Annotated in this window: 22 protein-coding genes; 12 read left to right on the top strand and 10 right to left on the bottom strand. The window is 66.6% G+C overall.

Going from position 1 to position 23,929, the window contains the following annotated elements; translation table 11 throughout:
* Positions 1–123: 123 nt before the first annotated feature.
* On the top strand, positions 124–429 hold the full coding sequence (locus ACCQ15_RS04610) for an NAD(P) transhydrogenase subunit alpha part 2 (RefSeq protein ID WP_008578134.1): 306 nt from the start codon (positions 124–126) through the stop codon (positions 427–429).
* Positions 426–1,883, top strand: coding sequence for an NAD(P)(+) transhydrogenase (Re/Si-specific) subunit beta (locus ACCQ15_RS04615; RefSeq protein WP_372381262.1), 1,458 nt, complete (start codon positions 426–428; stop codon positions 1,881–1,883). The genes ACCQ15_RS04610 and ACCQ15_RS04615 overlap by 4 nt, the downstream gene beginning before the upstream one ends.
* Before the next feature lie 565 nt (positions 1,884–2,448).
* Here the strand turns inward: ACCQ15_RS04615 and ACCQ15_RS04620 are convergent.
* The gene (locus tag ACCQ15_RS04620) at positions 2,449–2,868 is read right to left on the bottom strand and encodes a hypothetical protein (protein WP_014089469.1); all 420 of its coding nucleotides are present in this window, start codon (positions 2,866–2,868) and stop codon (positions 2,449–2,451) included.
* A 186-nt stretch (positions 2,869–3,054) separates the two neighbouring features.
* Between ACCQ15_RS04620 and sufT the strand changes: the two genes are divergently transcribed.
* From sufT to ACCQ15_RS04645, 5 genes are all read left to right on the top strand, one after another.
* Entirely contained in the window at positions 3,055–3,609 is a 555-nt protein-coding gene (sufT, locus tag ACCQ15_RS04625) for a putative Fe-S cluster assembly protein SufT (RefSeq protein ID WP_003488784.1), read from the top strand.
* A gap of 64 nt (positions 3,610–3,673) precedes the next feature.
* Entirely contained in the window at positions 3,674–4,759 is a 1,086-nt protein-coding gene (locus ACCQ15_RS04630; protein ID WP_184420332.1) for a branched-chain amino acid aminotransferase, read from the top strand.
* 307 nt (positions 4,760–5,066) lie between these two features.
* Complete coding sequence (locus ACCQ15_RS04635; protein ID WP_372381263.1) at positions 5,067–6,800, top strand: S8 family peptidase; 1,734 nt, start codon at positions 5,067–5,069, stop codon at positions 6,798–6,800.
* A gap of 259 nt (positions 6,801–7,059) precedes the next feature.
* Positions 7,060–8,469, top strand: coding sequence for a S8 family peptidase (locus tag ACCQ15_RS04640; RefSeq protein ID WP_008578141.1), 1,410 nt, complete (start codon positions 7,060–7,062; stop codon positions 8,467–8,469).
* A gap of 342 nt (positions 8,470–8,811) precedes the next feature.
* Positions 8,812–10,509: a S8 family peptidase gene (locus tag ACCQ15_RS04645; RefSeq protein WP_184420331.1), complete on the top strand. Its 1,698-nt coding sequence runs from the start codon at positions 8,812–8,814 to the stop codon at positions 10,507–10,509.
* Between the two features lie 198 nt (positions 10,510–10,707).
* Here ACCQ15_RS04645 and ybaK read toward each other — a convergent pair whose 3' ends face one another.
* Together ybaK and ACCQ15_RS04655 are read right to left on the bottom strand one after the other, a co-directional pair.
* Positions 10,708–11,181 carry a Cys-tRNA(Pro) deacylase gene (gene ybaK / locus ACCQ15_RS04650; RefSeq protein WP_008578143.1) on the bottom strand — a complete coding sequence of 158 codons (474 nt, stop codon included), beginning with the start codon at positions 11,179–11,181 and terminating at the stop codon, positions 10,708–10,710.
* Positions 11,182–11,185: 4 nt separating this feature from the next.
* Positions 11,186–11,671: an asparaginase domain-containing protein gene (locus ACCQ15_RS04655; protein WP_008578144.1), complete on the bottom strand. Its 486-nt coding sequence runs from the start codon at positions 11,669–11,671 to the stop codon at positions 11,186–11,188.
* 509 nt (positions 11,672–12,180) lie between these two features.
* On the opposite strand from ACCQ15_RS04655, the gene ACCQ15_RS04660 reads away from it, so the two are divergent.
* Positions 12,181–13,401 carry a glycoside hydrolase family 30 beta sandwich domain-containing protein gene (locus ACCQ15_RS04660; RefSeq protein ID WP_011346524.1) on the top strand — a complete coding sequence of 407 codons (1,221 nt, stop codon included), beginning with the start codon at positions 12,181–12,183 and terminating at the stop codon, positions 13,399–13,401.
* Between the two features lie 222 nt (positions 13,402–13,623).
* Here ACCQ15_RS04660 and ACCQ15_RS04665 read toward each other — a convergent pair whose 3' ends face one another.
* Together ACCQ15_RS04665 and wrbA are read right to left on the bottom strand one after the other, a co-directional pair.
* On the bottom strand, positions 13,624–13,968 hold the full coding sequence (locus ACCQ15_RS04665; protein ID WP_008578146.1) for a DUF2069 domain-containing protein: 345 nt from the start codon (positions 13,966–13,968) through the stop codon (positions 13,624–13,626).
* Complete coding sequence (wrbA, locus tag ACCQ15_RS04670) at positions 13,965–14,561, bottom strand: NAD(P)H:quinone oxidoreductase (protein ID WP_033837399.1); 597 nt, start codon at positions 14,559–14,561, stop codon at positions 13,965–13,967. Before wrbA ends, ACCQ15_RS04665 begins: the two co-directional genes overlap by 4 nt.
* 111 nt (positions 14,562–14,672) lie before the next feature.
* Here wrbA and ACCQ15_RS04675 point away from each other — a divergent pair, with 111 nt between their 5' ends.
* From ACCQ15_RS04675 to ACCQ15_RS04690, 4 genes are all read left to right on the top strand, one after another.
* Entirely contained in the window at positions 14,673–15,950 is a 1,278-nt protein-coding gene (locus ACCQ15_RS04675) for a YihY family inner membrane protein (protein ID WP_372381264.1), read from the top strand.
* Positions 15,947–16,558: a TlpA family protein disulfide reductase gene (locus ACCQ15_RS04680; protein WP_372381265.1), complete on the top strand. Its 612-nt coding sequence runs from the start codon at positions 15,947–15,949 to the stop codon at positions 16,556–16,558. Before ACCQ15_RS04675 ends, ACCQ15_RS04680 begins: the two co-directional genes overlap by 4 nt.
* Complete coding sequence (locus tag ACCQ15_RS04685) at positions 16,558–16,824, top strand: acylphosphatase (RefSeq protein WP_008578150.1); 267 nt, start codon at positions 16,558–16,560, stop codon at positions 16,822–16,824. Before ACCQ15_RS04680 ends, ACCQ15_RS04685 begins: the two co-directional genes overlap by 1 nt.
* Before the next feature lie 85 nt (positions 16,825–16,909).
* A complete protein-coding gene (locus ACCQ15_RS04690) occupies positions 16,910–18,139 on the top strand; it encodes a hypothetical protein (protein ID WP_008578151.1) in 1,230 nt (409 codons plus the stop codon).
* On the opposite strand, the gene ppk2 is transcribed toward ACCQ15_RS04690, so the two are convergent.
* From ppk2 to hemA, 5 genes are all read right to left on the bottom strand, one after another.
* On the bottom strand, positions 18,121–18,903 hold the full coding sequence (gene ppk2 / locus ACCQ15_RS04695; RefSeq protein ID WP_008578152.1) for a polyphosphate kinase 2: 783 nt from the start codon (positions 18,901–18,903) through the stop codon (positions 18,121–18,123). The genes ACCQ15_RS04690 and ppk2 overlap by 19 nt on opposite strands.
* Positions 18,904–18,935: 32 nt before the next feature.
* The gene (moaB, locus tag ACCQ15_RS04700; protein ID WP_011346528.1) at positions 18,936–19,454 is read right to left on the bottom strand and encodes a molybdenum cofactor biosynthesis protein B; all 519 of its coding nucleotides are present in this window, start codon (positions 19,452–19,454) and stop codon (positions 18,936–18,938) included.
* A 401-nt stretch (positions 19,455–19,855) separates the two neighbouring features.
* Positions 19,856–21,562 (bottom strand): O-linked N-acetylglucosamine transferase, SPINDLY family protein, encoded by a 1,707-nt coding sequence (locus ACCQ15_RS04705; protein WP_372381266.1) that lies wholly within the window; start codon positions 21,560–21,562, stop codon positions 19,856–19,858.
* Complete coding sequence (prfA, locus tag ACCQ15_RS04710; protein ID WP_071118249.1) at positions 21,559–22,644, bottom strand: peptide chain release factor 1; 1,086 nt, start codon at positions 22,642–22,644, stop codon at positions 21,559–21,561. The genes ACCQ15_RS04705 and prfA overlap by 4 nt, the downstream gene beginning before the upstream one ends.
* Entirely contained in the window at positions 22,622–23,920 is a 1,299-nt protein-coding gene (gene hemA / locus ACCQ15_RS04715; RefSeq protein ID WP_011346531.1) for a glutamyl-tRNA reductase, read from the bottom strand. Before hemA ends, prfA begins: the two co-directional genes overlap by 23 nt.
* Between the last annotated feature and the right edge of the window lie 9 nt (positions 23,921–23,929).

Consider the following 23,929-nt stretch of genomic DNA (forward strand, 5'->3'; position numbering starts at 1 on the left):
AGCGTAGCTTCCGCGGAGACGATACGACGTCAACGAGCGAGCGCGGATTCGGTTGACAGGCGCCCGCACGGGCGTGGCGTGGGTATGATCGGCGGGCCGCACCGGCCAGTGGAGCCAGAGACGATGAGCGACGGATTCGTAGCGCTGTACATCTTCATGCTGGCGGCCATCGCCGGCCATGTGATCATCTCGCGGGTGCCGGTGATCCTGCATACGCCGCTGATGTCCGGTTCCAACTTCATCCACGGCATCGTGTTGATCGGGGCGATGGTGGTGCTGGGGCATGCCGACACCACACTGGAAAAAGCGCTGGGATTTGTCGCAGTGGCGCTGGGCGCGGGCAACGCAGCGGGCGGTTATGTGGTGACCGAGCGAATGCTGGAGATGTTCAAGTCCAGCAAGAAGCCGCCGGGCGGGGATGCGCCATGAACGTGTCTATTGCCGAATTGCTGTCGTGGCTGGTGAAGTCGAGCTATCTGGTGGCAGCGACCTTGTTCCTGCTCGGCCTGCAGCGCATGGCGTCTCCATTGAGCGCGCGCAGCGGCATCCGCTGGGCCGGGCTGGGCATGTTGATCGCCACCGTGGCCACGTTCTTCCTGCCCGAGCTGCACAACGTGCCGCTGATCCTGGCGGCATTGGCGATCGGCACCGGCGTGGCGTGGTGGTCGGCCAGGAAGGTCGCAATCACCGACATGCCGCAGATGGTGGCGCTGTACAACGGCATGGGCGGCGGCTCGGCGGCGGCGATCGGTGCAGTGGAGCTGCTGCGGTTTTCGTTCTTCGCCAATCGCGACACGGCGCACTGGAGCGCGCAGGCGATTGCGCAGCTGGCGGCGCGGCAGCCGGACACCACCACGGTGGTGCTGGCGGTGATCGGTTCGGCGATCGGGGCGGTGTCGCTGTCGGGGTCGGTCATCGCGTGGGCCAAGCTCGACGGCCGGCTGGACCGGCGGGTGACCTTCCCCGGTCAACAGGTGTTCAATCTGGTGGTGGCCGTGGCGGTGCTGGCCCTGGCCGTCTGGGCGGCGAGCAGTCTGCAGCCGTTGGCGATCATTGCGTTCTTCGTGGTGGCGTTGGCCTTGGGCGTGCTGATGACGCTACCGATCGGCGGTGCCGACATGCCGGTGGTGATTTCGCTCTACAACGCGTTTACCGGGCTGGCGGTGGCGTTCGAGGGCTATGTGCTCGGCAATGAGGCATTGATCATCGCCGGCATGATGGTCGGCGCCGCCGGCATCTTGCTGACGCGGTTGATGGCCAAGGCGATGAATCGGCCGATCGGCGGCGTGCTGTTTTCCAACTTCGGCGGTGGCGGGCAGGCGCAGGAAATCAGCGGTGTGCAGAAGCCGATCGAGGCCGGCGATGTGGCGGCGATGATGGCCTTTGCCGAGCGGGTGGTGATCGTGCCCGGCTATGGCATGGCAGTGGCGCAGGCACAGTACAAGATCTGGGAGCTGGCGCAGCGCTTGATGGCGCGCGGGGTCAAGGTGAAGTTTGCGATCCATCCGGTCGCCGGGCGCATGCCCGGGCACATGAACGTGCTGCTGGCCGAGGCCGGTGTGCCCTACGATCTGATCGCCGACATGGACGACATCAATCCGGAATTTGCCAGCACCGACGTGTCGCTGGTGATCGGTGCCAACGACGTGGTCAATCCGGTTGCCAAAACCGATCCGGCCAGCCCGATCTACGGCATGCCGATTCTGGACGTGGTCAATTCGCGCAACACGGTGGTGATCAAGCGCGGCAAGGGGACGGGCTTTGCAGGCATCGAGAATGCGCTGTTCTACGCCGACAACACGCGCATGTTGTACGGCGATGGAGCAGAAGCCGCTGGTGCGCTGGTGAGCGAATTGAAAGCGCTGGATGGCGGCGGGCATTGAGTGCTGGTGTGTCGTCAGGCGCGCTCGGATGCTTGAGGCAACGCACGGTCGGTCGTGTCCTGTTGCGTTACAGGGGACGCTTACACGCGCGGATCAACGCCAGGGTTAGTCGAAGGCGCGGCGCCCTCACCGCTCGCGGGACACGCCGTCAATCCGTGCCTGGAGGCTCGATGGCGGCATCGATGCCGCCAACGGTCCCGCAATCGGCAAGGGCACCGCGCCAGACAGTTTGCTGATTGCCTTGTTCAAGAACAAAGGCACCGGGGCAGTTTTGCTTGCTGCTCTTTTGAACGCTACGCACCCGACCAACGTGACTGGTCCTTGCCCGCCCACCGTCGCGGAACCCCCGGCGGCATGGATGCCGCCAAGGAGCTTACAAGGACGTACTTGCAGCGTGGCTCGCGATGGTGGGCGGGCACGGATCCTGCGGCAAACGCGCAGCGCTTTCCGATGTATCTCTGATGGGAGCGATGGCGCTTGACGAGCACCGGCGCTCGAATCTGTGCAGCTGACGCATCAGCTTCAACGACGTGCGATGTTGGCTACTGAAACAATCGCGCCTGGCTCAACGCGCCGCCCACCACGCCACCAACAGTGCGGCGGCGTAGCACAGCAAGTCGAAGCCGTTGTTGGCCAGTTGCAGCAGCGTCCAGGCCAGGCCGGTGCCCATCTTCTGTGCCGAGGTCCACGGGTCCAGGCCCAGCGGTCCGCCCAGTTGCGCCGAGGCGATGCCCCAGTTGGCGCCCGCGATGATCAGCGCCGTCGCCACCATGGCCACGCCGATGCGCAGGCGGCCTGCATGCAGGGTGCCCAGGCGCAGCATCCAGACGATCTCCAGTGCTGCGACCACGGCCATCCAGCCGGCCTGGTTGCCCAGGGCCAGGGCGATGAGCAGCCAGGCGATGAGGGCGGTGACGCATCCCAGCAACAGGAGCGGGGGCCAGAGCCAGTGGGCCGTTCTGGCGGACGCGGTGGTGGGCGGCATTGGAGCTCCTGACAGTGCGCACATGATAGAGCGCGCGCCGGCCTTTGCGACGCACGCCACGCCACGACAGTGCGGCTGATGGAATGCAGCGTCGTTCCCGGCTGGCGCGGTGGCCGGCGGCGGTGGCGTCGTGGTCGGCTAGAATGGCCGACTTGCGCGCGACCTGCGCGGCCCCATATCCAGCCCATGTATTCCCGTAGCAGCGAACCCGTCCAGTTCGAACGCGATTGCGATGCCGTCATGGTGCCGCAGGGCGATTCGGTGACCCTGCCCGCAGGCAGTTACGGCTATATCACCCAGGCGCTGGGTGGCAGCTATACCGTCTTTGTCGAAGGCAATCTGTTCCGCATTGCCGGCAAGGACGGCGATGCGATCGGCAAGGAGCCGCCGCCGGGGCTGGAACTGCCCGCCAATGCCAGCGACGAAGAGGTGGAAGCGCTGGTGTGGCAGCAGCTGCGCACCTGTTTCGACCCGGAAATTCCCTTTAATATCGTCGATCTGGGCCTGGTCTACGAGGCGGTGGTCAGCCATCGCGAGGAAGACGACCAGCGCCGGGTCGACGTCAAGATGACCCTGACCGCGCCCGGTTGCGGGATGGGCGAAATCCTGGTCGACGATGTGCGCAGCAAGGTCGAGATGATCCCGACCATCGCCGAGGCCGACGTCGAGCTGGTGTTCGACCCGCCGTGGGGCCGGCATATGATGTCCGAAGCGGCCCGTCTCGAGACCGGCATGCTCTGATCGTCACGCGCCATGTCCACGATGTGGCGCTGCGTCCTTTCGCCCGCCATACAGGAATCTCCCGGTGTCCGTGTCCTTCGCTTCCACCCGTTCTCCGTCGCCGCGCAGCGCCGACGAATTGTCCGTGATCCTGGCCGCACCCGGTTTCGGGCTGCATTTCACCGACCACATGGTCGCCATCTCCTGGAACAACGAGCAGGGCTGGCACGACGCGCAAGTGCGCGCGTACGGCCCGCTGCAGCTGGATCCGGCAGCGTCGGTGCTGCATTACGGCCAGGAGATCTTCGAAGGCATCAAGGCCTACCGGCACGCCGACGGCTCGATCTGGACCTTCCGTCCGCAGGCCAACGGCGAGCGCCTGCAGCGGTCGGCGCGCCGTCTGGCGCTGCCGGAATTGCCGGTGGACCTGTTCGTCGAATCGCTGCGTCAGCTGGTCGCCGTGGACGGCAATTGGGTGCCGTCGGCGCCGGAGACCAGCCTGTATTTCCGCCCGTTCATGATTGCCGATGAGGCCTTCCTGGGCGTGCGTGCGGCGCACAAGGCGTCGTACTACGTGATCGCCAGCCCGGCCGGCCCGTATTTCGCCAAGGGCGTGGCACCGGTATCGATCTGGTTGTCCACCGAGTACGCACGTGCGGCCAAGGGCGGCACCGGTGCGGCCAAGTGCGGCGGCAACTACGCCGCCTCGCTGTTGCCGCAGCAGAAGGCCTATGCCCAGGGCTGCTCGCAGGTGTTGTTCCTGGACCCGGTGGAAGGCAAGTACGTCGAAGAACTCGGTGGCATGAACGTGTTCCTGGTCTACAAGGACGGCACGTTGGTGACCCCGGAACTGTCCGGCAGCATCCTGGAAGGCATCACCCGCGACAGCATCCTGCAACTGGCCCGCGACCGTGGCATGCAGGTGATCGAGCGCAAGGTCGCCATCGACGAATGGAAGCAGGGCGTGGCCTCGGGCGAGATCACCGAGGTGTTTGCCTGCGGTACCGCGGCGGTGGTGACCCCCATCGGCGAGCTGAAGGGCGAGGGGTTCGCGGTGGGCGATCTGTCCGCGCCGGCGGGCGAGGTGACCATGTCGCTGCGCCAGGAACTGACCGATATCCAGTACGGCCGCGTGCCGGACCGCCACGGGTGGTTGGTGCGTTTGTCGTAAGCAGACATATTCGTCAAACAAGGGCCTCCGTGTGTCAGCACGGGGGCCTTTTTGTTTGCGCAACAGCAAAAAGACCCTTTTTCGCCTGGGAGCCGGTCGAATTCAGCATGAGTCAAGTGTGATTGAAGTCACGCAATGACATTTTGATTTCGAAAATTACCAACTCCGTATTGTCCAGTTCGGTTTCTTTGGGATAGGTTCGCTGAACGGATCGATAACAGGGGCGGTCCGGGGCACTGGGCCAGTCGCCATCGCGACGGTTTCGGAACTACCGCTTCGGCGGTTCTCTTGACTGGAAGGGAATTCGATGTCTAGCGCGTCGTTTCGTCCGCGCCACCGTGCGCTCTGCATCCTGGGTGCTTCGGCACTCACCTCGCTGTCGCTGGCAACGCCGGCATTTGCCGGCGATGTCTACCTGGGTGGCCTGGCCACCGCGCAGACCCACCAGAAGTTCATCGTGACCTACAAGGACGGCAGTAGCGCCCTGAGCAGCCCCAGTGTGTTGACCACCTCGTTGCGCACCGCTGCACGTGCGTTGCCGGCCAAGGCCGGCAAGCCGCTGGGCCTGAACAGCGTGCGTCGTCTGGCCGTGGGACCGGAGCTGATTCAGGCCGACCGCGCGCTGGATCGCGCCGAAGCCGAAACCCTGATGCGCCAGCTGGCCGCCGACCCCAACGTGCAAAGCGTGGAAGTGGACCAGATGCTGTACCCCACGCTGACCCCTAACGACAGCCGCCTGTCCGAGCAATGGGCCTTCGGCACCACCAACGCCGGGCTCAACATCCGCCCGGCCTGGGACAAGGCCACCGGTGCCAACGTCGTGGTTGCGGTGATCGACACCGGCATCGTCAGCCACCCCGACCTGGACGCCAACATCCTGCCCGGCTATGACTTCATCAGCGATGCCACCGCCGCGCGCGACGGCAATGGGCGCGACAACAATCCTGCCGACGAAGGCGACTGGAACTCGACCAGCGGGTGCGCCACGTCCAATTCCAGCTGGCACGGCACCCATGTCGCCGGCACGGTGGCGGCGGTGACCAACAACACCACCGGCGTGGCCGGTACCGCGTTCAACGCCAAGGTGGTGCCGGTCCGCGTGCTGGGCCGTTGCGGCGGTTCGCTGTCGGACATCGCCGATGCCATCATTTGGGCCTCCGGCGGCACCGTGAGCGGTGTGCCGGCCAATCCCAACGCGGCCGAAGTCATCAACATGTCGCTGGGCGGCGGTGGCACCTGTTCGTCCACGATGCAGAGCGCAATCAACGGCGCCGTCTCGCGCGGTACCACGGTGGTGGTGGCAGCCGGCAACAGTGCCGCCAACGTGTCCGGTTCGTTGCCGGCCAACTGCGCCAACGTGATCGCAGTGGCGGCCACGACCTCGGCCGGTGCCAAGGCCAGCTATTCCAACTACGGCAGCGGGATCGACGTCTCCGCGCCAGGGTCGGGGATCCTGTCCACGCTCAACAGCGGTACCACCACGCCGGGCAACGCCAGCTACGCTTCGTACAACGGCACCTCGATGGCGGCGCCGCATGTGGCCGGCGTTGTTGCCCTGGTGCAGTCGGTGGCGCCCACCACGTTGACGCCTGCCGCAGTGGAAACACTGCTGAAGAACACCGCACGCGCCTTGCCGGGCGCCTGTTCGGGCGGTTGCGGTGCGGGCATCGTCGATGCCGATGCGGCAGTGACGGCGGCCATCGCCGGCAGCAGTGGCGGTGGTGGTGGCGGAACCGGCAACACCTTGACCAACGGCACGCCGGTGACCGGCCTGGGTGCAGCCACGGGCGCGGAGTTGAACTACACCATCACGGTGCCGGCCGGCAGCGGCACGCTGACGGTGACCACCAGCGGCGGCAGCGGCGATGCAGACCTGTACGTGCGGGCCGGTAGCGCGCCCACCGACACCGTCTATGCCTGCCGTCCGTATCTCGATGGCAATGCCGAAACCTGCAACATCACTTCGCCGTCGGGAACCTATTACGTGCGGATCAAGGCTTACAGCACGTTCTCCGGCGTGACCCTGACCGCCAGCTACTGACGCTGGATCGCTGCACGCGTTCCCTGGCATGACCGCCAGGGAACGCGCCTTCCTCGCTTCAACCCCATCTGCGATACCTCGCCCAGGTCTGCCGTTTCGGCAGGCGCAGGCGACGTGTTGCCGCTTGGCCGGAATGGACACCGGCCAGTCGCCCCGACGGGCCTGGCGCCCGTGCAGTTTCCGGCTCCGAACCGCAGCGTGCGGCAACGGGCCGGCCCTCTCGCCGCAGCTGCGGTACCTCTCCAATAAGGAACGATCGATGTCCAATGTGTCGCAACGTCGTGCGCCCACGCGCGCGCTGGTAGTCCTGGGTGTTTCCGCGCTGACCTCGCTGCTGGCCGTGCCGGCGTTTGCCGGTCAGGTCAATCTGTCCGGGTTGGACTCGCAGCCCACCCTGGACCGCTTCATCGTCAAATACAAAGACGGTTCCAGTGCGGCGGTCAGCCCGACCTCGATGCGCGCATCGCTCAATTCGGTTGCCGGTGCGATGCCGGCACGCGCCGGCCGTGCGCTGGGCCTGAACCACGTGCGCCGCACGGCGCTGGGTTCGGAAGTGCTCAAGACCGATCGTGGCCTGGACCGCGCCGACGCCGAAACCCTGATGCGCCGCATCGCCGCCGACCCCAGCGTGGACTACGTGGAAGTGGACCAGATCATGTACCCGGTGCTGACTCCCAACGACACGCGCCTGTCCGAGCAGTGGGGCTTCGGTACCTCTTCCTCCAGCATCAACGTGCGCCCGGCCTGGGATACCGCCACCGGCACCGGCGTGGTGGTGGCCGTGATCGACACCGGCATCACCAGCCATCCGGACCTCAACGCCAACGTGCTGCCGGGTTACGACTTCATCAGCGATGCCACGCGTGCACGCGACAACAACGGGCGTGACAGCAATCCGGCCGACCAGGGTGACTGGACCACGGCCGGCCAGTGCGGCAGCGGTACGTCGGCCGCCAATTCCAGCTGGCACGGCACCCATGTGGCCGGTACCATCGCGGCGGTCACCAACAACAGCACCGGCGTGGCCGGTACCGCGTTCAACGCGCGCATCGTGCCGATTCGTGCGCTGGGCGCCTGCGGCGGCGCGACCTCCGATATCGTCGATGCGATCGTGTGGGCCTCGGGTGGCACCGTGTCCGGCGTGCCGGCCAATGCCAACCCGGCCGAAGTGATCAACATGTCGCTGGGCGGCAGCGGCAGCTGCTCGAGCAGTTACCAGAACGCCATCAACAGCGCGGTGTCGCGCGGCACCACCGTGGTGGTGGCGGCCGGCAACAGTAATGCCAACGTGGCCAACTTCACCCCGGCCAGCTGCGCCAACGTGATTTCGGTGGCATCGATCACCTCGGCCGGCGCGCGTTCGAGCTTCTCCAACTACGGCACCGGCATCGATATCTCCGCGCCGGGTTCGGCGATCCTGTCGACCTTGAACAGCGGCACCACCACGCCGGGTTCGGCTAGCTACGCCAGCTACAACGGCACCTCGATGGCGGCCCCGCACGTGGCCGGCGTGGTGGCGCTGGTGCAGTCGGTCGCCAGCCGTCCGCTGACGCCTGCGGCGGTGGAAACGCTGCTGAAGAACACTGCACGTCCGCTGCCGGGCGCCTGCTCGGGCGGCTGCGGCGCGGGCATCGTCAACGCGGCCGGCGCGGTCAGCCAGACCCCGTAAACCTGCGCCGACGACCGCGATGCCGGCGCGATGCCGGCAATGCGTCGGGTCTTTTCCGACGCCGGTGTCGGTGCTTTGAAACCTGCACTGCCCCGCTCTACGCGGGGCAGTGTGCGTTCGGGAAGCGGCAATGGCCGCACCGCCGGCCAGGGCCGCCAGCGCTGGCTGAATGAAGCGCGTGCCAGCACGGCATGGCTGCCTTCAGTGCGCCCGGTAGCACGCCGATAGCCAGCCCACGTGAGGCATGCAACATCTGCATGCACGCGCAACGGGCACGGCGCAGCGCAGTGGCTTCAGTGCGTTGCCAACCGGGTTGCAAGATCCTTGGGGAGGGATGGAGTCATGCCGTATCACTCAGTGGGCGCACTGCGCCGCGTTGCATTCGTCTGTGCGTTGTCATGCACGTTTCATGCCGCCGCTGGCGAGGTCAGTCTGCAAGGATTGAATTCCAGCAGCACCCATCAGCGCTTCATCGTCAGCTACAAGAACAGCGTCGGCAGCGGCCGGGCGACCGGGTTGTCTGCGCCATGGGGCGACATCGCGCGTGCCGTGCCGCAAGCGCGCGGGAAGGCGCTGGGCCTGTCGGCCACGCGCCGGCTCAGTGGCGGGCCGATGTTGCTGGTGGCCGACCGCAAGCTGGACCGCGTGGATTCGGAAAGCCTGATGCGGCGCCTGGCCGCCGACCCGGCGGTCAAACGCGTGGAAGTGGACATCCTGATGCGGCCACTGCTGGTTCCCAACGACCCCGGCGTGCCGCAGCAGTGGGCGATGGGCGCGACCGCCGCCAGCCTCAACATCCGTCCGGCCTGGGACCGTTCCACCGGCAAGGGCATCGTGGTGGCGGTGATCGACACCGGCATCACCAATCATCCGGACCTGGCAGCCAATGTGCTGCCCGGCTACGACTTCATCGTTGATCCGGCCACGGCGCGCGATGGCACGGCGCGCGATGCGAACGCGGCCGACCAGGGCGACTGGGCCGCGGCCAACGAATGCGGGCCCGGAGCGTCGGCGTCCAATTCCAGTTGGCATGGCACGCATGTGGCCGGCATCGTGGCGGCGGTGGGCAATAACGCGGTGGGCGTGGTCGGTACCGCGTTCAACGCCAGGATCCTGCCGTTGCGGGTGCTGGGCCGCTGCGGCGGCTACATGTCCGATATCGCCGATGCGATCGTGTGGGCGTCCGGCGGCAAGGTCGCCGGCGTGCCGGCCAACCCGAATCCGGCCACGGTGATCAATCTGTCGTTGGGTGGCGCGGGCACCTGTTCGGCGACGTTGAACAACGCCATCGCCGCAGCCGTCACGCGCGGCAGCGCGGTGGTCGTGGCCGCCGGCAACAGCAATCTGGACGTCTCCACCAGCGTGCCGGCCAATTGCGCCAACGTCATCGCCGTGGCGGCCACCACCTCGGCCGGCGCCAAGGCCGGCTTCTCCAACTTCGGCAAGGGCGTGGATATCGCCGCGCCCGGGCAATCGATCGTGTCCACGCTCAATACCGGCACCACGGCACCGGGCAATGCGGCATATGCGGTGTACAGCGGCACCTCGATGGCGGCGCCGCATGTGGCTGGCGTGGTGGCGTTGATGCAGTCGGTGGCCCTGAATCCGCTGCCGCCGGCAACGGTGAAAGCCCTGCTCAAGTCCAGCGCGCGGCCCATGCCGGTCGCCTGCACGCAGGGCTGCGGGGCAGGGCTGGTGAATGCCGATGGCGCGGTGGCGGCGGTGATCGAGTCGACCACCTTGGCCAGGAATGTGGCACGCACCGGGCTGAGCGCAGCGCTTTCCGACTCGCTGTATTACCAGGTCAATGTGCCGGCCGGCACACGTTCGCTCAAGGTCGCGCTTGCCGGTGGCAGCGGCAATGCCGACCTTTCGGTACGGGCCGGTGCGTTACCGACCGACGCGGCGTACAGCTGCCGCAGCATGTTGCCGGGCAATGGCGACAGCTGCACGCTGGCCGCGCCGTCCGCGGGCGTCTATTACGTGCGCTTGAAGGCAACGCTGGGCTTTTCCGGCGTCAGTGTCACCGCAGCGTACTGAGTGGTGCCGGCGCGGCGTCGTTGCCGTGCCGAAACACGCGACATGGTGTTGTGGTGCGGCAGTGGTGCATGGGTGAAGTGCGAAGACACTGGCGGAAGATCGAAATACGCAAGCGGTCCGTCGAGAGGCATCGCGTGAGTTAAGTCCCAAACGCGTCACGCGCATGCCAAGCGGCATGCGCGCATTGCGTCTACGCGTTCACTCGCACAGCGCGCAAGCGCGTGCGGCGAGTGCATGCACCAGCTGGGTACCGGGCAATTCCAGCAGCAGTCCCCGCTGGCCGGCGTTGATCCACAGCGCCGGTGCGTCCAGCGCGGTGATTTCGACCAGCACCGGCGCCTGCCGTTGCTGGCCGAGCGGGCTGATACCGCCGACCTTGTAGCCGGTTCGCCGTTCGGCATCGGCCACGTCCATCATGCGTGCCGACTTGCCACCGTAGGCGCTGGCCAGTTTTTTCAACGACACCCGGCGGTCGCATGGAATCACCACGCACACCGCCTTGTCGTCGACCCATGCCATCAGTGTCTTCAACACGGCATGCGGCGGCAGGCCCAACGCATGTGCGGCCTGCAATCCCTTCGCATCGGCATCGGCCTGATAGTCGTAAGGATGCAGCACATAACCCACGCCGGCCGCGTCCAGTGCCTTGGTGGCGCGGGTGGCCTTGCTCATGCACTCAGACCGATTCGAAGCGGTTGGCGGCCACGTTCTTGCGCACTTTTTGCGGATTCCAGATGCGGCCGTTCATGGCGATATAAACACCCGACGGCAGCGATTGCACTGCGCCCACCGCGCAACCGATATTGAATTCGGCATCCGAGCCGCGAAAGCGCGCCGGATTCAAGGCGCCGGTCATCACGATGGTCTTGTCGGCGATCGTCTGCAGCACCTTGCCGGTTTCCACCATCGAATCGGTGCCGTGGGTGATCAACACGTGGCGGGTGGGCTGGGCGGCGATGGTGGCGCGGATCAGTTCGCGGTCGGCATCGGTGATGTGCAGCGAATCCTTGCGGATGATCGGAATCACCGAAAAACGAAACGTCACGCCCAGTTCTTTCAGAATCTGTCCGATCTGCGGGTCGCCGATCTGGTAGTCCGATTTGTCGTCGAAGTAGATCTTGTCGATCGTGCCACCGGTGGTGACGATCAGGAGGTCTTCCATTGCTGCGGATCCTGTAGGGCTAACGCGGCGCAGGCCGCGCGCGGGCCGCCATGATACCGCCCGGCCAGGGGGCTGGCAGTACGGTGCCATCGCGATAGACCAGCGGGGGCGAGACCGGCGCCTGGCTGCCGACTATGTGGCGGCGCTGCATCCGATTGAGATGGCCTGGCGCAGGCGCACGCCGACATGCCCAAGGGTGCCTGCATGTTCGAGGGCAGCGGGTGTCGTGCAGGCTGGGCGTAGCCCTGCCCCTGGCGTGCTTGCGCCAAGTCAGCGTGCAACTGGAGTTGCGACTGAACGCGTTGCTTCAGCGTTGCCCGTGCCCAGCCTCCACATGCCGCAGCGCAAAACGCAGTGTGATCCACGCACCGCTCCGCTGCGCCGGGTGCGTGTGCTACGTCACGAACTCAATAAAGAGACATTACGTAAATTGACTTGACATTTGTGCGGTCGATAGTCGGCGAGCCGTCGGTACGCATGCCGTCGGCATTCCCTTCCCGGAGAGCCTCATGAACAAGTCCTTGTCGATGTTACGCGCACTTACCTGCGCGATGGCTGTGCTGCTGGCGGGTCATGCCGCTGCGCAGACGGTGACGATCACGCCCACGCAGACCTACCAGACGGTGCGCGGGTTCGGCGGCATGAATGGCGCCGGCTGGATCAACGACCTGACACCGGCGCAGGTGGATCTGGCTTATGGCAGCGGCACCGGGCAGATCGGGTTGTCGATCCTGCGCATGCGCATCGACCCCTCCAGCTCCGGCTGGGCCACCCAGGTGCCGACGGCAACGCGCGTGCATGCGCTGGGCGGGCTGGTGTTCGCAACCCCCTGGACCCCGCCGGCTTACATGAAGTCCAACAACAGCCTGACCAATGGCGGCAAGCTGCTGACGAACTATTACGGCGCCTACACCCAGCACCTGCTGGATTTCGCCAATTACATGTCGGGCAAGGGCGCGCCGCTGTATGCGATTTCCCTGCAAAACGAGCCGGATTGGCACCCGGATTACGAATCGGCCGACTGGAGCAGCAGCGACTTCGTCAACTATCTCGTGAGCCAAGGCAGCAGGTTCGGCAGCCTCAAGGTCATCGTCGGCGAATCGGTGGGGTTCAACTTCTCCATCACCGACCCGGTCCTCAACAACGCCACTGCCAGTCAGGCCACCTCCATCGTGGCCGGCCATCTGTATGGCGCAAAGCCGCGCGACTATGCCTTGGCGCGTAGCAAGGGCAAGCAGGTGTGGATGACTGAGCATTACACCGACAACACCGATGGCAACGCATGGCCGTCGGCACTGGGAGTGGCCAGCGAACTGCACGCCAGCATGGCGGCCAATTTCAACGCTTACATCTGGTGGTACATCCGGCGTAGCTACGGGCTCATCAGCGAAAACGGCGCAGTGAGCAAACGCGGCTATGCAATGTCGCAGTTCGCACGCTTCGTGCGGCCAGGGTCGGTGCGCGTGGGCGCCACTGAACACCCGTACAGCGATGTCTCGGTGACCGCCTACCGCACGCCGGACAACAAGTTGGTGGTGGTGGCGGTCAACACCGGCAGCGGCCATCAGCGGCTGGACCTGACGCTGCCCTCCGGCACTGCCACGCAGTTCGCCAAATACAGCACCTCGAGCACGCTCAATGTCGGGTTCGGCGGCAACTACAGCGTGGTCAACGGCAAGACCTCGCTGTATGTCGACCCGCAGAGCGTGGCCACGCTGGTCGGAAACTGACAGCGGCCGCCGAAACGCCGCACGTCCTCGTCAGGTGGCGTGGACGGCGCGCTCGGGCCAGAGTGCAGGCTGTGCATGCCACCTGATCGCCGGCCGCGTTCGCCTGACGATGATCGAAGTTGGTGTCGTGGTTGCCTTGGGGTAGTCGCGGCTGACCACCTCGGCTAGCTGCATGCGCAGCTGCATCGCGCAGCTGCGCCTACGGTTTGATCGGCTCGCCGATCAACGTGGCGGGCGCTTCCTGCCCAAGCGCGCCGCCATGCCGGGACCACCTACCAGGCCCACCACGGCCAGGGCGAGCAGTAGTTCCATCCACGCCATTCCACGTGCCTGCGGCTGGCTCCAGGCGGCCATGACGCCGTGGCTGAACCAGCCCAGCGCAAACACACCGGCCCAGAAGCGCGCACGCGCGCTGCGCACTGCCAGTACACCGGTCAGCGCGGCCGGCAGCACGAACACGATGAGCGCGGCCAGTGGGCGCGGGTCGTCGTGGAACCACACCGCAAACAACGCCGCCAGCGCCAGCAGCGCAGCGCTCAGCAGCCAGTGCGTGGCGCGCACGCTCACGGGGTTGCCAGCCGCCGTGCGACATCGGCCACCCGGCGGCCCAGCGCACGCGCCAGCAGCGCTTCGTCCTCGCTCGGTTGCGGGTCGCCGCCAGCGCCGGAGACATGGCTGGCGCCATAGGGCGTGCCGCCACTGGTGGTATGGCTGAGCGCAGCTTCGGTAAACGGAATCCCCACGATCAGGCAACCGTGATGCAGCAGCGGCAGGTGCATCGACAGCAAGGTGGATTCCTGTCCGCCATGCATCGACGCGGTAGAGGTGAACACGCCAGCCGGTTTGCCGGCCAGGGTGCCACTGGCCCATTCGGCGCCCAGGCTGTCGAGGAAATGCTTCATCGGTGCGGCCATGTTGCCGAAGCGGGTGGGGCTGCCCAGCAGCAGGCCGCTGCAGTCGGCCAGATCGGCGCGGTCTACATAGGGCGCGCCCTCGTCCGGGACCGGCGGGGCGCTGGTCTGGGTGACCGCAGCCACCGGTGGGACGGTGCGCAGCCGCGCGCTCATGCCGGGCACTTCGCCGATGCCGCGTGCGATCTGCCGCGCCAGCCGCGCCACCGAACCGCCCCGGCTGTAATACAGCACCAGAATCTCCGCCATCGTGTCGTTGCCGCCTGTGTGAGTTGCCGCAGTATCGGCCAAGCCAGCCTGTTGCTGCACGCCGCAGCTGCGGCAAGGCCGCGATGACGGCGCATCGGGTACCCTTGCGCGATGTCGCGCGTGAACAAACTCCACCAATGGAAAGAACGTCTGCGCGACCGCGCGCGGACGGTGAGTTTCGGGCGCTTTCTGTGGCGCCGCTTCCTGGACGACCGGCTGTTCCAGGTCGCCGCCTCGCTGGCCTACACCACCGTGTTCGCGCTGGTGCCATTGGCGATCGTGGTATTCGGCGTGCTGTCGGCGTTTCCGGCCTTCAACGAGTGGAAGGACGCGCTGACCGACTTCATCTTCAACAATTTCGTGCCAGGCGCGGCGCGCTCGGTACAGAACTATCTCAATCGCTCGCTGGAAGACCTGGGCAAGTTCACCGTGGCCGGCATGGTCGCGCTGGTGGCCTCGTTGCTGATCACCCTGCACAGCATCGAACAAACCTTCAACAGCATCTGGCGGGTTGCCGCCGCCCGTCCCAAGGTGACGCGCTTCCTGATCTACTGGACGGTGCTGACGCTGGGCACGATGCTGGCAGCCGCCTCCATGGCGATGGCGGCCTACGTGTTCGCGCTGCCGCTGTTCCGCACCACCGAGGGCCAGTGGCTGGCCGAATTCGCCTGGCGGCTGGCGCCGATGGCGGTGGAGTTCGTGTGCATCGTGCTGATCTACCGGGTGGTGCCGCAGCACGTGGTGCGGCTGCGGCATGCGCTGCCGGGCGCGCTGCTGGCGGTGATCCTGATGGAAATCGTCAAATGGGGGTTTGGCTTTTACCTGGGTAATTTCCAGACCTACCAACGCATCTACGGCGCGCTGTCGGCACTGCCGATCCTGCTGTTGTGGATCTACCTGAGCTGGGTGTCGGTGTTGCTGGGCGCCTCGCTGGCCTCCTCGATGTCCGCCTTCCGCTACCAGCCCGAGGCCATGCGGCTGCCGCCGGGCTTTGAGATTTACGGCCTGCTGCGTCTGCTCGGCCGGTTCCGCCAGGCGCGCGTCCACGGCGATGGCCTGGACGAAGACCGCATCCTGGCGCTGGAGCCGATGCTCACCGACACGCTGATGCAGGAACTGCTGTGCGAGCTCAAACGCATCCGCCTGCTGCGTCGCGACGAGCGGGGGCAGTGGCTGCTGGCGCGCGATCTTGACGTGGTGCCGCTGGCCGAACTCTACGAAAACTGCCAGCTGCGCGTGCCGATCGAAGACCGCCCGTTGCCGTGCCGCGACGATGCCTACGGCCAGGCCGCCGCCGCCGCGCTGGAACAGCTGCGCCAACCCTTGCGCAGCGTGCTGGCGCAGCCGGTCGGCGACCTCTACACCCACCTTCCCGGAGATCCTCCATGAACGTGCGTCTTGTCCGCAGCGCCTGTGCGCTGCTGTTGCCACTGCTGTTGCTGACCGCCTGCAAGCCGGCCAGCGAGGCCACTCCCGCTGCCGGCAACGGCGCTGCGCCTGCCGCCACGCCCCAGGCGCCAGCCACGCCAGCCACCCCGGCCGACCCGGCTGCACCGCCCAACAGCTCGGTGGTGCAGCAGACCGCCCAGATGCCCAGGCTCTCGCTGCCGACCGTGACCGGCGAGACCTACGACCTGGCCGCGCACCGCGGCAAATGGGTGGTGGTGAATTTCTGGGCCACCTGGTGTGCGCCGTGCCTGAAGGAAATGCCCGAACTATCGGCGCTGCACACCATGCGCGACACCGTCGAGGTGGTGGGTCTGGCCTACGAAGACATCACCAGCGCCGACATGCAGGCGTTCTTGAAGGACCACCCGGTGTCGTACCCGATCGCCATCCTCGACCCGTACCAGCCGCCACAGGACTTCGCCACCCCGCGCGGCCTGCCGATGACCTACCTGATCGGCCCGGACGGCAAGGTCGCCAAGCAATTCCTTGGCCCGGTGACCGCACGCGATATCGAGGCCGCCGTCGGCATCACCGGCAAGGCGGGTTGATGCAGGCGGCGCGTTTCGTGGTGAGCGGGGTGGTGCAGGGCGTGTGGTACCGCGCGTCCACCCGCCAGCGCGCAGTCGCACTCGGCCTGGTCGGGCATGCCCGCAACCAGGCCGACGGCAGCGTGGAAGTGGTCGCCGCCGGTAGCGCGGCGGCGCTGGACGCCTTGGAAGCATGGCTATGGCAGGGCCCGCCGGCCGCCACGGTCGCGGCGGTCACGCGCACTGCCTGCGCGGTTCCGCCGACTGAAGACTTTGTAACTGGGTGAGCGTGCGCCACTGAAGCGGGGCAACAGAGTTGGGTTGCCTCGCCGATAACCTTGTCAACGCGATCAGGCGTGCACGGGGAATGTAATGGCCGCTCCATCTCAAGACCGCAACGACGGGCACGACCTGCCCGCGCATCGCCGCCACCGCCAGATGGCGCAGCTGGCGCCGTGGTTGTATCTCGGTGTCCTGCTGGGCAGCGGCTGGTTGTTGTTCCTGCACCCGCAAACCCGCGTGCTAGCAACCGGACAGGCGGCAACCAGCTGGCTGCTGGCCTGGATCTTTGGCGGCATCGTGATCGGCGCAGTGGTTTGGAGCCTGCGTCTGGCACGCCAGGGGTTGGGTCAGCCCTCGGCAAGCTTCCCGCTGTCGGCGCGCTTGCCCGATTCGTGGGCCGATGCCTACGCCGCACTCCTGCGCCCGGCCACGGCAGCTCCGATGGCCGCGGCCCGGCCGGACCCGGCCGGCGCCCAGCGTGGCGCAGCCTGGCATCGCTTCGGCGGCGGCATGCTCAGCGCGGAAACCTTCGACCCGAACGACGCCACCCGTGCGCCGTGGGACGGACTGGATGCGCAGTCCTGCATCCTGCGTCTGGACGATGTGCGTCAGGCCTGGCATAACGCTGCCGCCAACCGCACGCTGCAGCAGGAGCGCCGTTACTGGCTGGATGTGGTGTTGTCGCTGCTCGACCACGGCGTGATGCGCCCGCTGCAGGACGGCTACCTTCCCGACACCGCCGCGCTGCGTACCGAACGTTTCCTGCTGGGCGCCGATGCCGGCCCGATCGTGCTGTCCGAGGTGCCGGCATTGTTTGCACGGCGCCTGGCACTGGCCATCGAGGCCATGCCGACCGCCCAGCGCGAGGCCGCCGGCGTGCAATGGCGCCTGCTGCAGCAATTGCATGCGCTGGTCGCCGAAGGTCGCATGCTGGACGAGCGTTCGCAGGTGATCCAGGTGCTGGCATGGAACCCGGATGTGGACCTGGACCAGGTCGAAGTGGCCTACATCCTGGCCGCCGAATACCGCGAAGGCATGCGCGACTGGCTGCGCCGCGCCGCGCTGGTGCGCCTGCCCGACAGCGCGCTGCGTCTGGACGAAGTGCTGCTGTCGTCCTGTAGCCCGCTCGGCGCGCAGGCCGACGATGTGGACTACATGGAAGCGATGCGCCCGCTGCATCGCGGTTTCATGCAATTGTTCAGTCAGCGCCTGAGCCAGCTGGTGCTGCAGGCCGAGCAGGCCGAACGTCAGGCCGGCCTGCACCCGCTACCGCGTGCCACCGCGGCCAGCGACGAAATCTCTCAGGACTGGGCGGCGTAATCGTCGATCGGCTCCAGCACGCCATAGCGTTCCTTGTGCAGCTTGCCGGGCAATGGCGGCAGCTGCACCAGCTCGTCGGGCACTGCGGTGTCCGGTAGCCGGTCCAGCAGATCGCGGATCAGGCTCAGGCGGCCACGCTTCTGGTCGTTGAAATCCACCAGCGTCCACGGTGCATCGGGCGTATGCGTCGCCTCCAGCATGCGTTCGCGCGCGGCGGTGTAGTCGTCGTACTTGGTGCGTGACTGCAGGTCCACCGGCGAGAGCTTCCAGCCCTTGAGTGGGTCTTCGCGGCGTTCGGCAAAGCGCTTTTCCTGCTCGGCCTGGTCCACGCACAACCAGTACTTGAACAGCAGGATGCCGTCGTCGACCAGCATCTGTTCGAAACGTGGCGCCTGCTCCAGGAACAGGTCGTATTGCGCGTCGGTGCAATAGCCCATCACCTTCTCGACGCCGGCGCGGTTGTACCAGCTGCGGTCCATCAGCACCAGTTCGCCGCCCGCCGGCAGGTGCGTCACATAGCGCTGGAAATACCACTGCGTGCTTTCGCGGTCGTTGGGCTTGGGCAGCGCCACCACGCGACACTGGCGTGGGTTGAGATGGCTGGCGATGGTCTGGATCACGCCGCCCTTGCCGGCGGTGTCGCGGCCTTCCACCAGCACCAGGGCGCGCTGGTTGGTGTGGCGCAACCAGCGCGCCATGTCCACCAGCTCCAGCTGCATCGGCGCCAGCAACTTTTTATAGGCCTTGCGTTTCAGATGCGACATGCGCGTTCCAGCAACAGTGGAGAGCGCGCAGGCTATTGCCCCAGGCGTGGACGCAATGTCGCCAGATTGCAGGGCCTGGTGCGCGCATCCAGCTGCGCACGCACGATCTTCTCCCAGGCCGTGCGGCAGGCCGAGGTGGAGCCGGGCAGGCAGAACACGAAGCTGTGATTGGCCAGCCCGGCAAAGGCGCGCGACTGCAGCGAGGAGGTACCGATTTCTTCCACGCTGATCGCGCGGAACATCTCGCCGAAGCCAGGCATGACCTTGTCCAGCAACGGGGTGATCGCTTCCGGGGTGCTGTCGCGACCGGTGAAGCCGGTGCCGCCGGTGATCAGGATGCCGTCGACCTGCGCATCGGCAATCCAGCGCGACACGATCGCACGCATGCGGTAACGGTCGTCCGGGCACAGTGCACGTTCGTGCAGCACATGGCCTTCGTGGGTGAGGGCATCGGCCAGGTAATCGCCGGAGCGATCGTCGGCCAGCGTGCGGCTGTCGGACACCGTCAGCACGCACAGGCGCAAGGGAATGAAGTCGAGAGTGGAAGGCATGCCACAAGCCTAGCGAGCCGGGACGACCGGGTACAGCACCACGGCGTGAAGCCGCACAACGCAGCTGCTGGCGTCGGTCAGGGCGACAGCGCGGTCGCGGATCGGCTCCTCGGCCCGGCACACATCCTGTCTGGCTCGCCGTCGCGGCACATCCGTGTGCCGCTTTCCGCCAATCCCCGGTCACGCTGCCGACTCGGCGCGTGGCTTCCATGGCCTGAAAAGGTCTCGACGAAACTTGATGGCCCTTTCAATCCTCTCCGGCCCGGGGTGGGAAGGACGGCTGCGCGCCCTGGGTGCACGTGCCCCGGAGCGCCCGCGCTGCAAGCGCCGGCCACGGCGGGGCGCGGAGGTTGGGGGCAGGGTGCGGCGGCAGACAGCGATCCATCACGTAGCGGCCGTTGCTAAACCCCTAACCAGCCATGCTTTCCCGCGACCCCACGCACCAATTCTCCAAACGCATCCGCAAACCCGTCCATATTGAACAGGTCCGATTCGCGCCGACGCTCCGCCACCCGAGCACGCAACGCACCCAGTGCCGCTGGATCGCTCGCCAACGCCACCGCCGTGGCCACGAACGCAGCGTCATCGGCCACATTCATTTCATCCAGCCCCAGATGATGATTCAGGCTGCCGGCCACACGCGCGGCAAACGTCTGGCCAGGTGTGGTCAAGACCGGGCAACCTACCCATAACGCATCGGAGGCGGTGGTGTGCGCGTTGTAGGGGTGCGTATCCAGAAACAGATCCGCATGTCGATAGCGCGCCAGATACTGCGGGTGCGGCAGTTTGGGCATGAAGACCAAACGCTGCGCGTGCACGCCCTGTGCCTGCGCTGCTGCACGCAATCGCGCATCCGCCTCACCCGGGCCGGACAGCAGCCACAGCACGCTGCCAGGCACCGCGCGCAACACCGCCAGCATGCGCGCCATGCTGCGTGGATTGAGCTTGTAACTGTTGTTGAAGCAGCACAGCACCACAGCGTGCTCAGGCAGCCCGCACTGAGCACGCGATGGCGGTTCGGCTACCGTGCGCGAGGTGTCCGATGGCTGGAAGGCGCGCGGCAAGCGCAGCACCTGCTCGCTATAGAACGGCTCAAGCGACGTCGGCAATGCAACGGTATCGCCAAGCACATAGTCCATCCACGGCGCGCCCGAGGTGCCCGGATACGCCAGCCAGTTGAGCTGCACCGGCGCCGGCCGCAATGCGAAGACTTCCGGCCGTCCGCCACCGCCCCAGCCGCGCAGATCGAACAACAGATCGATGCCCTGGTCGCGGATATGTTGCGCGGTTGCCAGATGCCCCAGCGCAGTGACCTCGTGCATGCGCGTTGCCTGCGCCAGGCGCGCGCGAATGTCGCTGCCATCGTCCGGGCTGGTTGCAAACAGCTGCACGTGCAGGTCCGGTTGGCGTTGCTGCAACGCTTCGAACAAGGCCACCGTCAGTAAGCCCGTCGGGTGGGCGCCAAAGCCGTTGGACACGAACCCGAGTTGCAGCGCGCCGCGGCTGCGCAGCGTGGACGCTGGCAGCGGGCGCACCGAGGAGGCAATGGCGTGCGCACGGGTACGGGCGCACGCCAGTTGCTCCGCGGCGCTGGCGTCCTCGCTCAGGAACGCGAAAGGCTCCACGGCCGCCTCGCCCTGTGTGACTGCGGCCCGCACCTGTGCAGCCAGTGAGTCCAGCTCGCGCCAATCGCATAAGCGGCGTCGCCAGTTGAGCAGTTGTGCGGTGATGTAGGGCTCGTCGGGCAGCAGCTTGTGGGCGCGCGTGTAGGCGGCCGCAGCCTGTTCCGGTTGGCCTGCATCTTCGAGCGCGTGCCCAAGCCACAGGGCGATCCCCGGATGCTGCGGTACCAGGTCCGAGGCCTGTTGGAGCAGCGTGGCCGCTTCTGCATGGCGCTGCTGCGCCCAGCGCACCCGTCCCAGCCGCGCCACCGCTTCCGGATGGCCCGGATGCAGCGCCAGCGCGCGCTGCACGGCCGCCTCGCCGGCAGCGGTGACGCCCATGCCCAGCTCGGCATCGGCCAGCATCAACCAGGCGACGAAATCGCCGGGCTGGCGTCGCACTTGCTCGCGCAGCTGCAGCAGCTCGCGCGGGACTTGCGCACTCACGGGCTATCGCTCAACCGTGCCAGTTCGTCGGCTTGATGTTCGTGCAGCAGCCGCCCGATCAATGCATCCAGATCGCCTTCGATGATGTTGGGCAGGTCGTACAAGGTCAGCCCGTCGACGCGATGGTCGGTGATGCGACCCTGCGGAAAACTGTAGGTGCGGATGCGCTGGCTGCGGTCGCCGCTGCCCACCTGCAACTTGCGCGTCTGCGCTTCGGCCGCTGCCGCCTTGCTGCGTTCGGCGTCCAGCAGCTGCGCCTTCAACCGCTTCATCGCCTTGTCGCGATTGGCATGCTGGCTGCGCTCGGTCTGGCATTCCACCACCACGCCACTGGGCACGTGGGTGATGCGGATTGCCGATTCGGTCTTGTTGACGTGCTGGCCGCCCGCACCGGACGAGCGGAACGTGTCCACCTTCAGATCGGCCGGATTGATCGTGATCTCTTCCACGTCGTCGGCTTCGGGAATGATCGCCACCGTGGCAGCCGAGGTGTGGATACGGCCTTGCGATTCGGTTGCCGGCACGCGTTGCACGCGATGGGTGCCGGATTCGAATTTCAGGCGCGAATACGCACCGCGCCCGACCACCCGCGCCACCACTTCCTTGTAGCCGCCATGCTCGCCGGGGCTGTCGGATTCGATTTCCACCTTCCAGCCCTGGCGCTCGGCGTAGCGTGCGTACATGCGGAACAGGTCGCCGGCAAAGATCGCCGCTTCGTCACCGCCAGTGCCGGCGCGCACTTCCAGAAACAGGTTGCCGTCGTCGCGCGGATCACGCGGTACCAGCAGCGATGCAAGTTGTGCATCGAGTTGTTCCAGGCGCGCCTGTGCAGCGGCGATTTCCTCTTCGGCCAGTTCGCGCATCTCCGGGTCGTTGCGCAGCGCTTCGGCCGTGGCCAGGTCGGCCTTAGCGCGCGCCTCCTCTTCCAGCGCCATCGCCACCGGCTCCAGTTGCGACAGTTCGCGCGAGAGCGTACGGAACGTGTCGTTGTTGCCCACCACATCGGGGTCGGAGAGCAGGTGCTGCAGTTCTTCGCGGCGCTCGGCCAGCGCTTCGAGCTTACGGCGCAGGGTCGGCGTCATCGGTCCTCACGATCGGGGTAGCTATGGGGGGGTGTTGGTAACCCGGCTTTTCCGGAAACAGCCGGTCGGCCGCAGTGGTCAATTCCAGGTCGTTGTTGAGCGCCGCATTGCGCAATGCGGCCGTGGGCGGATGCAACAAACGGTTGGTCAGCGCATGCGCCAACTGTTCCAGCACTTCGTCGGCCGGCTTGCCGTTGTGCAACTGCTGGCGTGCCTTGGCCAGCAGCTCGTCGCGGGTGCTATCGCCAAAGGCGCGCAGCCGTTTGAGGGGTGCCTGGCGCGCAGTGGCCTGCAGCGTTTCGACATAGCGCGCCACTTGCAGGTCGATGATGGCTTCGGCCTGGTCGGCCGCTTCGCGGCGGCCACGGCGATTGTCTTCGACCGCGCGTTCCAGATCGTCCACCGTGTACAGGTAGGCGTCGCCCAACTCGCCTACCGAGGCCTCGATATCGCGCGGCACGGCCAGGTCGAACAGCAGCATCGGCTTGCGCTTGCGCGTGCGCAACGCCTGTTCCACCTGTGCGCGGGTCACCAGCGGCTCACGCGCAGCGGTGGCCGAAAACACCACATCCGCCTCGGCCAGGTGGCGTTCCAGATCGGTCAGCGGCAAGGCGAAGCCGCCGTGCTGGCTGGCCAGTGTCTGGGCATGGGCCAGGGTGCGGTTGGCGATCAGCAGGCGGCGCACGCGGCCTTCGCTCAGATGCTTGGCCGCCAGTTCGATGGTTTCGCCGGCACCGATCAGCAACACCGTCGACTCGTTGAGCCGGGCAAAGGAGTCTTGTGCCAGCCGCACCGCCGTGGATGCGACCGAAACCGGATTTGCGCCGACACGGGTGTCGGTACGCGCGCGCTTGGCCACCGAAAAGGTCTGTTGGAACAGCCGGTCCAACCCGCTGCCCAGCGCGCCGTGCGCCCGCGCCACCGCCCAGGCGTCCTTCACCTGGCCCAGAATCTGCGGTTCCCCCAGCACCATCGAATCCAGCCCGGTGGCGACGCGGAACAGGTGGCGCACCGCCTCGGCTTCCCGGTGCTGGTACAGATGACCGCTCAGCCCGGGCGCGTGCGTTTCCAGCCAGTTGACCAGGCTGTGCGCCTCGTCGGCCATTGCATACAACTCGGTACGGTTGCAGGTGGACAACAGCGCGGCCTCGCTTACCTGGGGCAGCGCACGCAGCGATTCGAGCGCGCGCGGCAGCGCATCACCTGCGAACGCCGCGCGTTCGCGCAGGTCCACAGGTGCGGTCTGGTGATTCAGTCCGAGCACCCACAACGTCATTGTTCAGTT

This window comes from Xanthomonas sp. NCPPB 1754 (assembly GCF_041475725.2).
Taxonomy (GTDB): domain Bacteria; phylum Pseudomonadota; class Gammaproteobacteria; order Xanthomonadales; family Xanthomonadaceae; genus Xanthomonas; species Xanthomonas euvesicatoria.